The 13,895-nt window shown below is 65.7% G+C and carries 10 protein-coding genes; 6 read left to right on the plus strand and 4 right to left on the minus strand.

The annotated features are described in order from the left end of the window. Window positions 1-53: 53 nt before the first annotated feature. Complete coding sequence (locus tag A0J57_RS07110) at window positions 54-566, minus strand: RNA polymerase sigma factor (RefSeq protein WP_044662047.1); 513 nt, start codon at window positions 564-566, stop codon at window positions 54-56. Between the two features lie 236 nt (window positions 567-802). Here A0J57_RS07110 and A0J57_RS07115 point away from each other — a divergent pair, with 236 nt between their 5' ends. From A0J57_RS07115 to glgX, 6 genes are all read left to right on the plus strand, one after another. Further along, window positions 803-2,008, plus strand: a complete 1,206-nt coding sequence (locus A0J57_RS07115) for a serine hydrolase (protein ID WP_061934755.1) — start codon at window positions 803-805, stop codon at window positions 2,006-2,008. An 88-nt stretch (window positions 2,009-2,096) separates the two neighbouring features. Beyond that, the gene (locus A0J57_RS07120; protein WP_061934757.1) at window positions 2,097-4,565 is read left to right on the plus strand and encodes a glycogen/starch/alpha-glucan phosphorylase; all 2,469 of its coding nucleotides are present in this window, start codon (window positions 2,097-2,099) and stop codon (window positions 4,563-4,565) included. Window positions 4,566-4,583: 18 nt separating this feature from the next. After that, complete coding sequence (glgB, locus tag A0J57_RS07125) at window positions 4,584-6,746, plus strand: 1,4-alpha-glucan branching protein GlgB (RefSeq protein ID WP_061934759.1); 2,163 nt, start codon at window positions 4,584-4,586, stop codon at window positions 6,744-6,746. Window positions 6,747-6,796: 50 nt separating this feature from the next. Then, entirely contained in the window at window positions 6,797-8,056 is a 1,260-nt protein-coding gene (gene glgC / locus A0J57_RS07130) for a glucose-1-phosphate adenylyltransferase (protein WP_061934761.1), read from the plus strand. A 15-nt stretch (window positions 8,057-8,071) separates the two neighbouring features. Next, window positions 8,072-9,520, plus strand: a complete 1,449-nt coding sequence (glgA, locus tag A0J57_RS07135) for a glycogen synthase GlgA (protein WP_061934763.1) — start codon at window positions 8,072-8,074, stop codon at window positions 9,518-9,520. Continuing rightward, the gene (gene glgX / locus A0J57_RS07140) at window positions 9,517-11,385 is read left to right on the plus strand and encodes a glycogen debranching protein GlgX (protein ID WP_061934765.1); all 1,869 of its coding nucleotides are present in this window, start codon (window positions 9,517-9,519) and stop codon (window positions 11,383-11,385) included. Before glgA ends, glgX begins: the two co-directional genes overlap by 4 nt. Here glgX and A0J57_RS07145 read toward each other — a convergent pair. Genes A0J57_RS07145 through A0J57_RS07155 form a run of 3 tightly spaced genes read right to left on the minus strand, consistent with a single transcriptional unit; the run spans window position 11,365 to window position 13,756 of the window. Then, window positions 11,365-12,552, minus strand: a complete 1,188-nt coding sequence (locus A0J57_RS07145) for a thiolase family protein (RefSeq protein ID WP_061934767.1) — start codon at window positions 12,550-12,552, stop codon at window positions 11,365-11,367. The two genes, glgX and A0J57_RS07145, sit on opposite strands and share 21 nt — an antisense overlap. A 2-nt stretch (window positions 12,553-12,554) precedes the next feature. Then, entirely contained in the window at window positions 12,555-12,989 is a 435-nt protein-coding gene (locus tag A0J57_RS07150; RefSeq protein ID WP_082718626.1) for a Zn-ribbon domain-containing OB-fold protein, read from the minus strand. Beyond that, window positions 12,986-13,756: an enoyl-CoA hydratase/isomerase family protein gene (locus A0J57_RS07155; RefSeq protein WP_061934772.1), complete on the minus strand. Its 771-nt coding sequence runs from the start codon at window positions 13,754-13,756 to the stop codon at window positions 12,986-12,988. Before A0J57_RS07155 ends, A0J57_RS07150 begins: the two co-directional genes overlap by 4 nt. Window positions 13,757-13,895 lie beyond the last annotated feature (139 nt).

Here is a 13,895-nt window from a genome sequence, read left to right on the forward strand (position 1 = left end):
CTTCAGCCCTGTTCATGTCAGCCCCTCATCTGAGCCAGACGCCGCCGCCTTCCTCATTCCGTATCCATTTTCTGCTTCAGGGCGATCATGGCGCGATAGGCCTTTTGCAGATCCTTCTCCACGGTGGTGAGGCTGACGCCCAGTTCCTCCGCGATCAGCCTTTGCCCGACGCCCTCCAGGCGGAAGCGGCGGAACACCAGCTCGACACGCGGCCCCAGGGATTGCAGCACGGCGCGCGCCTCCTCCAGCCGTTCGTTCAGGATCAGCCGTTCGTCCACGGCGATGTCCTCCGACGGGTCGGCCATCACGCCGCCCGCGCCCTCCGCCCAATCCTGCTCGCGCCGTTCGCGGCGGGTGGCGGAACGATAGCGGTCCAGCATCAGGTTGTTCGCCATGCGGTAGAGATAGGGCAGGGGATCGGCGATCGGCCCCAGATCCTTCTCCTCCAGCTTCATCCACATGTCCTGCAACAGATCCTCGGACTCGTCGCCTGCGCCGCGCGCGCGCAGGAACCGCAGCAGGGCGGGCCGGTTGTTCAGGAAGATGGCGGATAGGCCGGTAGCCATGAAGAGCTTGCGTCCAGTGGGATCAGGCGGTTGCCATAATGGGCCGATGAAGGCGTTGCAACGGGCAAGCGGCCCATGGGATATCGCCATTTACCTCCGGCCATGCCTGATCGGGAGCATTTCCGGATTGACCGTTTGAGGTCGGCGGTTCGGAAAATGCGGCATCGAAAGACAAGAGCATTTTCCCTCATGGTGAAATTGCTCTAGGGGCAGCGGGCAGGCCGGCAGGAGGATCGATGCAGCTTATCGGGCAGGTGGATGTGGAGGCGGCGCGGGCATCCGGCATGGATGTCGGGAAATTGCAGGCGCAGGCCGCCTTCGTTCATGAACGCTATGTCGTCCCGGGCAAGCTGCCCCATATGCAATGGCTCCTGTCGCGTGACGAACGACCCATCGTCTCGGTCCGCAGCGGTGCCGCACGCGCAACCGGCGAGCCGCTTGGGGATAACGCCCTTTACCGCATCGCCTCCATGACCAAGCCGGTGACCTCGGTCGCCTTCATGATGCTGGTGGAGCAGGGGCTGGTGGCGCTGGACGATCCGGTGACGAAGATATTGCCGGAATTCGCCGATCTCGCCGTCGGGGCCGATGGGGCGGGTCGGATGCGCCGCCCGATGCTGATGATCGACCTGCTGCGGCACACATCCGGCCTCACTTATGGTTTGCAGCGGCAGACGGCCATCGACGCGCGTTACCGTGAACTCGGCCTCGACGAGTTCCAGCAGAAACGCAGTTCCGACGAATTCATCGCCGCGCTGGCCGCGCTGCCGCTGGAATTTTCACCGGGTGAGCGGTGGAATTATTCGGTGTCCACCGATGTGCTGGGCGTCGTGGTGGAGCGGCTGAGCGGCCTCGACCTGGAGCGATTTTTCCGCGAGCGCGTCTTCGATCCGCTGGGCATGCCGGACACATTCTTCGAACTGCCGGAGGATCGCGCCGGGCGGATGACGGACGCCTGGCAATGGGCGCAGGACGGCACGCTGTCGCTCTACGACCGGGGCGAACGCAGCGGGTGGCGCCGGCCGCTCAAGCTGCGTTCGGGGGGCGGGGGCCTCATCTCCTGCACGGCGGATTATCATCGCTTCGCCCGCATGTTGCTGCGCGGCGGCGAACTGGACGGCGTGCGGCTGCTGAAGCCGGAAACGGTCGCGGCGATGCATGCCAATCATCTGCCGGGCGGGGGCGATCTCGCCAGCCTGTCCTCCTCCATGTTCAGCGAGGCGGATTATGCGGGCGTGGGCTTCGGCCTCGGCTTCGCGACCGATCTCAGGACGCAGGAATATTATTGGGGCGGCGTGTTCTCGACATTCTTCTTCATCGATCCGGTGGAGCGGCTGATCGGCATTTTCATGACCCAGCATTTTCCCTCAAGCATCCATCCGGTCCGTCGCGAGTTGAGGCAGGGTGTTCGCCATGCCATCATCGAAAGCCGCGCCGATTAATTGCTGCGCTGCAAAATTTGCTGTTGGCGAGCCTCGGGACGGCGTGCCATCATCGCGCCCGGACTCGAAGGCGAAAAGGGGCACGTTTATGAACCTGAAAGGCCAACCCACCCTCCCGAAGCCCGCTCCCCGGCAGGTCGATCCGGAGGTCCTTGCCCATGAGATCGTAGAGCGGTTGACCTACCGGATCGGCAAGAACGCCACCGCCGCGAAGCCGCACGACTGGCTGCATGCGGTGATCCTCGCCATTCGCGACCGGGTGATCGATGCATGGATCGCCTCGACGGAGAAAACCTATGAGGAGCAGGGACGGCGGGTCTATTATCTGAGCCTGGAGTTCCTGATCGGGCGGTTGATGCGCGACGCGGCGTCCAACATGGAGATGCTGGACGACATGCAGGCGGCATTGAGTTCGCTGGGCGTCGACATCGACATCATCGCCGCGCTGGAGCCGGATGCGGCGCTGGGCAATGGCGGCCTGGGGCGGCTGGCGGCCTGCTTCATGGAAAGCATGGCGACGGTGGACGTGCCCGCCTATGGCTATGGCATACGCTATGTGAACGGCATGTTCCGGCAGGAGATTTCGGACGGCTGGCAGGTGGAATTGCCCGAAACCTGGCTGACCCACGGCAATCCCTGGGAATTCGAACGGCGAGAGGCGAGCTACGAGATCGGCTTTGGCGGCCGGGTCGACCCGTCGGAAAATGAGGACGCCAGCCCGCACCAGATGCGCTGGCGGCCGGCCGAGCGCGTCATCGCCACGCCCTATGACACCCCCATTGCGGGTTGGCGCGGGAAGCGCGTCAATACGCTGCGCCTGTGGGAAGCGCAGCCGATAGACCCGATCCTGCTCGACCGCTTCAATGCCGGCGACCATCTGGGCGCGCTGACGGAAAGCAATCGGGCGGAGGCGCTCACGCGCGTCCTCTACCCCGCCGACAGTTCGCCTGCGGGGCAGGAATTGCGGCTGCGGCAGGAATATTTCTTCTCCTCCGCGTCGCTGCAGGACGTCGTCCGGCGGCATATCCAATATTTCGGCGACATCCGCACCCTGCCGGAAAAGGCGGCGATCCAGCTCAACGACACCCATCCGGCCGTCGCCGTGGCGGAGTTGATGCGGATACTCCTCGACAATCACGGCGTCGATTTCGACGAAGCGTGGGACATCACCCGCCGGACGTTCAGCTACACCAATCACACGCTGCTGCCCGAAGCGCTGGAAAGCTGGCCCGTGCCGCTGTTCGAACGGCTGCTGCCCCGGCATATGCAGATCGTCTATGCGGTGAACAGCCGCCTGCTGGGGGAGGCGCGGCGATCCGGCCAGTTCGACGACCGGGCCATCGGCACCATCTCCCTGATCGACGAGGGGGGAGAGCGGCGGGTGCGCATGGGCAATCTGGCCTTTGCCGGATCGCACAGCGTCAACGGCGTGTCCGCGCTGCACACCGAATTGATGAAGGAAACGGTGTTCGCCGACTTCCACCGGCTCTACCCGGCGCGGATCAACAACAAGACCAATGGCGTCACCTTCCGCCGCTGGCTGATGCAGTGCAATCACGGGCTGTTCGAGTTGATCAGGGAAGCGATCGGGGACCGCTTCATGGACGATCCCGAAGCGCTGCGGGAACTGGATCGTTTCGCCGACGACAGCGCGTTCCAGCAAAAATTCCTGGCCGTCAAACGCGCCAACAAGGTCGCTCTGGCCGATCTGCTGCGCCAGCGGGTCAACGCCCGGATCGACCCTTCGTCCCTGTTCGACATCCAGATCAAGCGCATCCACGAATATAAGCGGCAGTTGCTCAACATCATCGAGGCGGTGTCGCTCTACGACCAGATACGCTCGCATCCGGAAAAGGACTGGGTGCCCCGCGTCAAGCTGTTCGGCGGCAAGGCCGCGCCCAGCTATCATAATGCCAAGCTGATCATCAAGCTGGCGGGCGACGTGGCGCGGGCGGTCAATCACGACCCGGCGGTGCAGGGCCTGTTGAAGGTGCAGTTCGTGCCCAATTACAATGTGTCGCTGGCGGAAATGATGATCCCGGCCGCCGACCTGTCCGAACAGATTTCGACCGCTGGCATGGAAGCGTCGGGCACCGGCAACATGAAGTTCGCGGTCAACGGCGCGCTCACCATCGGCACGCTCGACGGCGCCAATGTGGAGATGCGCGACCATGTGGGGGAGGAGAATATCGTGATCTTCGGCCTCACCGCCGCCCAGGTGAACGAACGGCGCGCCCATGGCTACGACCCGCGCGAGGTGATCGGCCACAGCCGCGAACTGGGCCAGGCGCTGGATGCGATCGCAAGCGGCGTCTTTTCCCCCGACGATCCGGGACGGTACAGGGATCTGGTGCAGGGCATCTACGATCATGACTGGTTCATGGTCGCGGCCGATTTCGACAGCTATTCGGCCGCGCAGCGCAGGGTTGACGGGATATGGCAGGACCAGACGCTGTGGGCGCGCAAGGCGATCCACAATGTCGCGCGCATGGGCTGGTTCTCGTCCGACCGCACGATCAGGGAATATGCGACGGACATCTGGAAGGTGCCGGTTTGACGCGAGGCCGGAACTAGCGTGGGCTTGACCCCGGAACAGATCGCCCGCCTGCTGGAGGGGCGGGAGGACGATCCGTTCGCGACGCTTGGCGTCCATCCGGCGGAAAAGGGCTTCACCGCCTGCGTCTTCCTGCCCGATGCGGTGAGGGTCGATGCCTATAGGCTGGACGGCAAGGCCGCAGGCGCGCTGGACCGGGTCCATCCGGCAGGGCTGTTCTTCGGCAAGGTTGCCCTGCGCAAGCGCCAGCCCCTGCGCTATCGGGCGACCTATGCCGATGGCGGCGAATATACGCTGATCGATCCCTACAGCTTCGGCCCGGTGCTGGGGCCGATGGACGATTATTATTTTGCCGAAGGGTCTCATGCCCGGCTGTTCGACAAGATGGGCGCGCACCTCATCACCCATGAAGGGGTGGGGGGCACGCATTTCGCGGTCTGGGCGCCCAATGCGCAGCGGGTGTCGGTGGTGGGCGACTTCAACCGCTGGGACGGACGCCGGGCGCCGATGCGGCGGCGGCAGGATGCGGGAATATGGGAAATCTTCCTGCCCGAAGTGGGGGTGGGCAGCGCCTATAAATATGAGATTGTCGGGCCTGACGGGACGGTCCTGCCGCTGAAGGCCGATCCCTTCGCCTTCCGCTCCGAACTGCGGCCCGCCACGGCCTCCATCGTGGCGGCGGTGCCCGACCATGACTGGGGCGATGAGCGCCACCGCGACTATTGGCAAAGGGCCGATCCGCGCCGCGAACCCATTTCCGTCTATGAGGTGCACGCCGGTTCATGGCAGCGCGACGATGATGGAAATTTCCTGAGTTGGGATGACCTTGCCCACCGGCTGATCCCCTATGTGGTCGGCATGGGCTTCACCCATATCGAATTCCTGCCGATCAGCGAATTTCCCTATGATCCTAGCTGGGGCTATCAGACCACGGGCCTTTACGCGCCGACCGCGCGCTTTGGCGATCCGGAAGGCTTTGCCCGCTTCGTCGACGGCGCGCACCGGGCGGGAGTGGGCGTGATCCTCGACTGGGTGCCCGCCCATTTCCCGACCGACGCCCACGGGCTGGCCCATTTCGACGGCACCGCCCTTTATGAGCATGCCGATCCGCGCAAGGGCTTCCATCCCGACTGGAACACGGCGATCTACAATTTCGGCCGGCGAGAGGTGGCGCAATATCTGGTCAACAACGCGCTCTTCTGGGCGGAGCGCTACCATGTCGACGGGCTGCGCGTCGACGCCGTCGCCTCTATGCTCTACCTCGATTACAGCCGCAAGGAAGGGGAGTGGATTCCCAACAGCCAGGGCGGGCGGGAGAATGTGGAGGCGGTCGATTTCCTGCGGCAGATGAACAAGGCGCTCTACGGCACCCATGCCGGCGTCATGACCATTGCCGAGGAGTCGACGAGCTGGCCGAAAGTGTCCCACCCCGTCCATGAAGGGGGCCTGGGCTTCGGTTTCAAATGGAATATGGGCTTCATGCACGACACGCTGCGTTATCTGGCGCGCGATCCGGTGCACCGCGCCCATCATCACGACGACATCACCTTCGGCCTGCTCTACGCCTTTACGGAGAATTTCGTGCTGGCGCTCAGCCATGACGAGGTCGTGCATGGCAAGGCGTCCCTGCTGCACAAGATGCCGGGCGACGACTGGCAGAAATTCGCGACCCTGCGCGCCTATTACGCCATGATGTGGGGCTATCCGGGCAAGAAGCTGCTGTTCATGGGGCAGGAATTCGCGCAGCGGGCCGAATGGAGCGAAGCGCGGGCGCTCGACTGGCACCTGCTCGATCACGCGCCGCATCGGGGCGTGCAGTTGCTGGTGAGCGACCTCAACCGCCTCTATCGTTCCCGCCCGGCGCTGCATGCCCGCGATTGCGAGCCGGAGGGTTTCGAATGGGTGCTGGTCGACGCGGCGGCGGATTCGGTCTTCGCCTGGGTCCGTCGCGCGCCCGGGGTATCGCCCATCGTCGTCATCAGCCACTTCACGCCGACCTTGCGCCACGGCTACAGGATGCGCCTGCCCTCCGGCGGCCGCTGGCGCGAGATCATCAACAGCGATGCGGCGGATTATGGCGGCAGCGGCGCGGGAAATATGGGAATTGTCGTCGCGGATGAGGAAGGATGGGCCAATGTCACCATTCCGCCGCTTGGAACGTTGATGCTGGAACTGGACTATTGAAACCGACGGGCGGAAACCGAGCGCTCGCGAGCATGAAGGAGAAGAGGGCGATGCAGCCAAGACACCAGCCGATCGCCCGTGACGCCATGGCCTATGTTCTGGCCGGCGGCAGGGGCAGTCGCCTGGCCGAGTTGACCGACCGGCGCGCCAAGCCCGCGGTGCATTTCGGGGGCAAGGCGCGGATCATCGACTTCGCCCTTTCCAACGCGCTCAACAGCGGCATCAGGCGCATCGGCGTCGCGACGCAGTATAAGGCGCATTCGCTGATCCGGCATCTGCAGCGCGGCTGGAACTTCTTCCGGACGGAGCGTAACGAGAGCTTCGACATCCTGCCCGCCAGCCAGCGCGTGTCGGAAAGCCAATGGTATGAGGGCACGGCCGACGCGGTGTTCCAGAATATCGACATCATCGAAAGCTATGCGCCGGAATATATGGTCATCCTGGCGGGCGACCATGTGTACAAGATGGACTATGAGCTGATGCTCCAGCAGCATGTCGACAGCGGCGCGGACGTCACCGTCGGCTGCATGGAGGTGCCGGTGAAGGAAGCCAGCGGCTTCGGCGTCATGCATGTGGACGAGCAGGACGTGATCACCGCCTTTGTCGAGAAGCCGAAGAACCCGCCGCACATTCCCGGCAGCCCGGGCATGGCGCTGGCGTCCATGGGCATCTACGTCTTCCGCACCGCCCTTTTGATCGAGGAACTGCGGCGCGATGCGGACGATCCGGACAGCAAGCGCGATTTCGGGGGCGACATCATCCCGCACATCGTCAGGCATGGCAAAGCCGTCGCCCACCGCTTCTCCAGCAGTTGCGTCCGCGCAGAGAGCGAACCTGTGCCCTATTGGCGCGACGTCGGCACCATCGACGCCTATTGGCAGGCCAATATCGACCTGACCGACGTGGTGCCCTCGCTCGACCTCTACGACCGGAGCTGGCCGCTCTGGACCTATTCCGAAGTCACCCCGCCGGCGAAATTCGTGCATAATGAGGAGGGACGGCGCGGTTCCGCCACATCCTCCCTGATCGCGGGCGGGTGCATCGTGTCGGGATCGTCGCTCCACCGCAGCCTGTTGTTCACCGGGGTGCGCACGCACAGCTTCTCGTCCGTGACGGAAAGCGTCATCATGCCCGACTGCGTGATCGGGCGCGGTGCGCGGCTGCACAAATGCGTGCTGGATTCAGGCGTGATCATCCCGCCCGGCCTGATCGTCGGAGAACATCCGGAGCATGACGCGCAGCGTTTCCGACGGACCGAAAGCGGCGTGACGCTGATCACCCAATATATGATCGAGCGGCTGGCGGACTGAAACTTGGGCGGGGGAATGGCGATGCGGGTGCTTTCGGTCACGTCCGAAATCTATCCGCTGGTGAAGACCGGGGGGCTGGCCGATGTGGCGGGTGCCTTGCCGGGCGCGCTGGCGGGGCATGGCATTGGGGTCAGGACGCTGGTGCCGGGCTATCCGGCGGTTCTTTCGCGCCTGGGCAAGGCGAAGCTGCTGCGCCGCTACGACGCGCTGTTCGGCGCGCCGGCGGCGGTGCTGGCGGCGAAGCTGGGCGACCTCGACCTGCTGGTGCTGGATGCCCCGGACTTCTTCGCGCGGGAAGGCGGCCCCTATGGCGATGCGGGCGGCGGCGAATGGCCCGACAACTGGAAACGCTTCGCCGCCCTGTCGCGTGCCGGGGCGGACATGGCGACCGAAGGGGTGAAGGGCTGGCGGCCCGACCTGGTCCATGCGCATGACTGGCAGGCGGCGATGACCGCCGCCTATATGCGCTTCGGGCCGGCTCACGCCGTGCCCAGGGTGGTGACGATCCACAACCTTGCCTTCCAGGGACGTTTCGGCGCGGATGTCTTTCCCCAGCTCGGCCTGCCGCTCGAAGCCTGGGGCGTGGACGGGGTCGAATATTATGGCGGCACGGGCTATCTGAAGGCGGGGCTTGTCTCGGCCGATGCCATCACCACGGTCAGCCCCACCTATGCCGACGAAATCCGCTCCCCGATGCATGGCATGGGGCTGGACGGCCTGATCAACGGCCGGTCCGACAGGCTGCACGGCATATTGAACGGCGTCGATACCGCCATATGGGACCCCGCCGCCGATCCCCTGATCGCCAAACCCTTCAGCGCGCGGGCGCTGGGCGGGCGCGGCGCCAGCCGCCGCGTCCTCGAAACGCAGTTCGGCCTCGACCGCGACGACGCGCCGATCTTCATCATCGTCAGCCGCCTCACCTGGCAGAAGGGCATGGACATGGTGATGGACGCCATCGACCATCTGGTGGGGCTGGGCGGCAAGCTTGCCCTTCTGGGGTCGGGCGACCATCCGCTGGAGGGCGCGTTCCTGGCGGCGGCGGACCGGCATCGCGGGCGGGTGGGCGCTCGGATCGGCTATGACGAGCCGCTGTCGCACCTGATGCAGGCGGGGGCCGACGCCATATTGATCCCTTCCCGCTTCGAACCTTGCGGCCTGACCCAGCTTTACGGCCTTCGCTATGGCTGCGTGCCGGTGGTGGCGCGGGTCGGCGGGCTGGCGGACACGGTGATCGACGCCAATGAGGCCGCCGTCGGCGCGGGCGTGGCGACCGGCATCGTCTTCCCGCCGTCCGATCCGCTGGCGCTGCATGGAGCGATTGCGCGCACCATCCGGCTTCATGCGCATCGGCCGACATGGCAGGCGATGCAGCGCGCCGGCATGCGCGCCGATTTCTCCTGGACCCACAGCGCGGCGCGCTATGCGGAACTGTTCCGCGCACTGGTCCGGACCACCGCATGAGCCCGCAGCCGCTGGGTCCGGGCACGCACGGCCGCGGAACCCGTTTCCGGGTCCATGCGCCAGATGCGGACCAGCTCTGGCTGTGCCTGTTCGATGCCCGGGATCGCGAAACGCGCCTGCCCATGGCAAGGGAGGGCGAGGACATCTGGTCCGTCGATGCGCCCGGCGTGGGGGAGGGCGCCCGCTATGGCCTGCGCGCCGACGGTCCCTTTGATCCGGATGCGGGGCTGTGGTTCGATCCGGACAAGCTGCTGCTCGATCCCTATGCGCCTGCCATCGACCGGCCGTTCGCCTATGATCCGATGCTGGCCGCACCGCGCGGCAAAGGCAGCGACACGGCAGGCTTGATGCCCAAGGGAGTGGTGTCCGCGCCGTTTCCCTTGGTGCCCCTGGAACCGCCGATCTTCCAGTCCGGCGGGCTGATCTATGAGGTTCAGGTCCGCGGCTTCACCATGCTGCATCCCGACATTCCGGAGGCGCAGCGCGGCACCATCGCGGCTCTTGGGCACCCCGCCGTGATCGAGCATCTGCGCCGCCTGCACGTCTCCGCCATCGAACTGATGCCGATCAACGCCTGGATCGACGAACGGCATCTGGCGCCGCTGGGACTGCGCAATGCCTGGGGTTATAATCCGGTCAGCTATTTCGCGCTCGATCCCCGGCTGGCGCCGGGCGGCATGGCGGAACTGCGTGGCGCGGTGGATGCGCTGCATGCGGCCGGGATCGGCGTGCTTCTCGACATGGTCTATAATCATGATGGGGAAAGCGACCGCGAGGGCCCGACCCTGTCGCTCCGCGGCCTGGATGCGCGCAGCTATTTCCGGCATGAACCCGATGGCCGCCTGATCAACGATACAGGCACGGGCAACAGCATCGACTGCAACCATCCCGTCGCGCAGCGGCTGATCCTGGCGTCGCTGCGCCATTTCGTCGGCGTAGCGGGAGTCGACGGCTTCCGCTTCGACCTTGCTCCCGCGCTGGGGCGCCTGTCGACGGGTTTCGACAGCGAGGCGCCATTGCTGAGGGCCATGCGCGACGATCCGCTGCTGTCCGACCGCATCCTGATCGCGGAACCGTGGGACATCGGCCCCGGTGGTTATCAGCTCGGCCGATTCGGGCCCCGCTGGCTGGAATGGAACGACCGCTATCGCGACGGTATGCGCCGCTTCTGGCGCGGGGATCGCGGCATGACCGGCGCGCTTGCGACCCGCATCGCGGGATCGTCCGACATTTTCCATGCCGATCCGGCAACGCGCACCGTCAATTTTCTGGCCGCCCATGACGGCTTCACGCTGGCGGATGTGACCGCCTATGACCATCGCCACAACGAAGCCAATGGCGAGCAGAACCGCGACGGCCATGGCGAAAATTTCAGCTGGAACAACGGCATCGAGGGCGCGACCGCCGATCGGGCCATTCGGGCAGCGCGGCGGCGCGACATCAAGGCGCTACTCGGCACGCTATTCTGTTCGCGCGGCGCGATCATGCTCACCGCAGGCGACGAGTTCGGCCGGACGCAGCAGGGCAACAACAACGCCTATGCGCAGGATAATGCAATCGGCTGGGTCGACTGGCAGGGCCGCGACCGGGACATAGAGGCGCATGCGTTCGCGCTTGCCGACATGCGGGCGTCGACGCCGGACTTCAGCGACGCGGGCTGGCTCTCGGAAACGGATGTCGAGTGGCTCGACGAGCGGGGACAGCCGATGACCGTCGCGCAATGGGAAGATCCGGATCGCCGCTGCCTGGCCATGCGCTTCCGGCGATCGGGCTTCACCGTCTTCATCAATGGCGGCGACTGGCCGCATGACTTCGGCGCGGTGCACATTCCCGCCCGAACGGTCCTACCCATCCCGGCTGAATAGGAAGGCGGTCGATTTGGCGAGGCCGTTGGAGATCGTCGCCAACGCCCGCGAGGCCCCCGGCACCTGCCGCTCGCCCGCACGGTCCGTGACCTGCGCGACCGCCTCGGCAAGCTGGGTCATGCCGTGCAGCCGCCCTTCGCCCAGGGCTCCGCCGCCGGTATTGATCGGCAGGCGTCCGTCCGGATCGCCATGCCCCTCGCGCAGGAAGGCCAGTCCTTCGCCGTCGCGGCAGAAACCCATGCCCTCCAGCCAGGTCAACACCAGCACGCTGAAACCGTCATAAAGCTGCGCATTGTCCACATCCGCCGGGGACAGGCCGGTCGCCTCCCACAGCCGGCGCGCCACATCCTTCGCGCCGTCCCACATATCCTCAAGGTTCATCGGCGTGCCTCCCGCGCCGTGATGGGCGGAGGCCGCGAAGCCGGTGAGCAAGGCAGGCGGCCGGCGCAAATGCCGCGCCCGTTGGGTGGAGGTCAGGATCATCGCGCAGCAGCCATCGACCGGAATGTCGCAATCGAGGATGGATATGGGATCGGCGATCATCCGGGCGGCGAGATAATCCTCCATCGTGATCGTCTTGCCTCGCCAATAGGCATTGGGGTTGCGTTGCGCATTGGCGCGGTTCCGGGCGATATAAGGCGCGAAATCCGCCCGGTCATAACCATGAAGCGCAAAATAGCGGCGCAGCGCCACGGCGGCCCAGGCCGGCGGCATGCTGAAGCCATAGGGCGCCAGATACTGGTCGCCTCCCACCGCATGGGCCGATTCGAAATTCACATAGCGCCCGTCGGGCACATGCAGCGCGCGATAGACCAGCACATGGTCGCAAAGCCCGCCTGATATGGCGAGCGCGCCGTCGATGACGCTCTGCGTCACCATGCCGTTGGTGGAGCCGATCCACCGGATGGCCGGAGCGACCCCCAGCAATCCCGCCAGATACCAGGGCGTCACGACGTCGATCCCTTCGTCCACGCCCTTGCGCCCGCCATAGCGCGGCATGGCGGGGGATGTGGCGATGCCGTCCAGATCGCCGCGCCGTAATCCGGCATCGGCCAGCGCGGCGTCGCACGCCTCCAGCGTCAGCGCGGCCAGGCTCCGGTCCGACCGGCGTTCCAGCCTGCTATAGCCCAGCCCGGCGACGGCCACCTTGTCCCGATGGTCCCACATGGTCAGCGCGCCGGGCCGAACTGCACCAGCGTGCAGTCCTCGGTCACGTCCTCGAACCGCGCTTCGAGGGGGAGGCCGATGCGCAGCGCATCGGCGGCGATGTCCACAAGGTTGCCGCTCATCAACAGGCGCGCCTGCTCCTCCAGTTCGACCACCGCCAGGATGACGGGCAGCCGGTCGCGAAAGCCGGGCGAGGGCGGGTCGTGCAGCACGGTCCAGCTATGCAGCGTCGCGCGTCCCGATAGCGGCGTGAAGCCCAAACCGGCGCCGCCGCAGTTCCGGCAGGCGACCTCCGGCGGATAGGCCATCCAGCCGCAGGCGTCGCATTTCTGCATATGCAGCTCGTGCCGCCGCGCCGCAGCCCAGAAGGGTTCCGAAAGCGGATCGGGAAGGGGAAGCGGCCGTTGCGGGCAGGCGGCTTGCGGCATCGGTTTCATGAGCCCCCGAAATGCGGCGGCCGTTTCTCCCGCGCAGCCGCCAAGCCTTCCCGATGGTCCTGCGTCGTCGCCATCAGCGGCTGCATGGCGAATTCCAGTTCCAGATACTGATCCAGCGACAGGCCCGGCGCGGCCTCGAACTGCCGCTTCGCCATGCCGATCGCCAGCGTGGGGCCCTCGGCCAGGGATGCCGCCAGTTCCAGCGCACGCGCGATCAGCGCTTCGCTTTCCACCAGTTCCAGCACCAGCCCCAGCCGCAAGGCCTCCTGCGCGTCGACCATGCGGGCGGAATAGACGATTTCCTTGGCGCGCATCGGCCCGACCAACCGGCTGAGCTGCCACACGGCGCCTGCGTCCGGCACATATCCGATCCGCGCAAAGCTCTGGCAGAAGCGCGCTTGCGGCGTGGCGATGACGATATCGCAGGCCAGCGCCAGGCTCCAGCCGGCGCCTACGCAGGCGCCGTCCACCGCCGCGATCACCGGCTTGCGGATGCCGGCGACCGCCTTCACCATCCGGTGCAGCCAGCGCATCCGGCGCAGGAAGGCGGCCGTGCCCTGATGGCCCATGTCCCCGGTATCCGCGCCGGAGCAATATTGCCCGTTCGCGCCCGTCAGGATGACGGCGCGGACATCCTCATCCTCCGCCAGATCATCGAAGGCGCGCCAGATTTCCTCCCGCATGGCCATGGTGAAGGCGTTCGCCCGTCCGGGCTGATCGAGCGTCACGATGCCGACGCGGCCCTGGCTTGCGATCCGGACGGTCATGACGGGGCGCTGCGGCGCACGTCCTTCTCCTAAATATGATCTTTGGTGCAATATTAAATAGGGAAATTCCGTCCTGTCAATCGCTGAGTCGCGTTGACAACGGCACAATATTGCACGATGGTGCAATAAAAGGCGGCAT

The organism is Sphingobium sp. 22B, assembly GCF_001580035.1.
GTDB lineage: Bacteria > Pseudomonadota > Alphaproteobacteria > Sphingomonadales > Sphingomonadaceae > Sphingobium > Sphingobium fuliginis.

What these genes read in the sequence shown, in the direction of transcription:
- A0J57_RS07155 (WP_061934772.1), bottom strand. Translation starts at nt 13,756, where the DNA reads ATGACCGTCCGGATCGCAAGCCAGGGCCGCGTCGGCATCGTGACGCTC.
- glgX (WP_061934765.1), top strand. Translation starts at nt 9,517, where the DNA reads ATGAGCCCGCAGCCGCTGGGTCCGGGCACGCACGGCCGCGGAACCCGT.
- glgC (WP_061934761.1), top strand. Translation starts at nt 6,797, where the DNA reads ATGCAGCCAAGACACCAGCCGATCGCCCGTGACGCCATGGCCTATGTT.
- A0J57_RS07145 (WP_061934767.1), bottom strand. Translation starts at nt 12,552, where the DNA reads ATGTGGGACCATCGGGACAAGGTGGCCGTCGCCGGGCTGGGCTATAGC.
- A0J57_RS07115 (WP_061934755.1), top strand. Translation starts at nt 803, where the DNA reads ATGCAGCTTATCGGGCAGGTGGATGTGGAGGCGGCGCGGGCATCCGGC.
- A0J57_RS07150 (WP_082718626.1), bottom strand. Translation starts at nt 12,989, where the DNA reads ATGAAACCGATGCCGCAAGCCGCCTGCCCGCAACGGCCGCTTCCCCTT.
- glgA (WP_061934763.1), top strand. Translation starts at nt 8,072, where the DNA reads ATGGCGATGCGGGTGCTTTCGGTCACGTCCGAAATCTATCCGCTGGTG.
- A0J57_RS07120 (WP_061934757.1), top strand. Translation starts at nt 2,097, where the DNA reads ATGAACCTGAAAGGCCAACCCACCCTCCCGAAGCCCGCTCCCCGGCAG.
- A0J57_RS07110 (WP_044662047.1), bottom strand. Translation starts at nt 566, where the DNA reads ATGGCTACCGGCCTATCCGCCATCTTCCTGAACAACCGGCCCGCCCTG.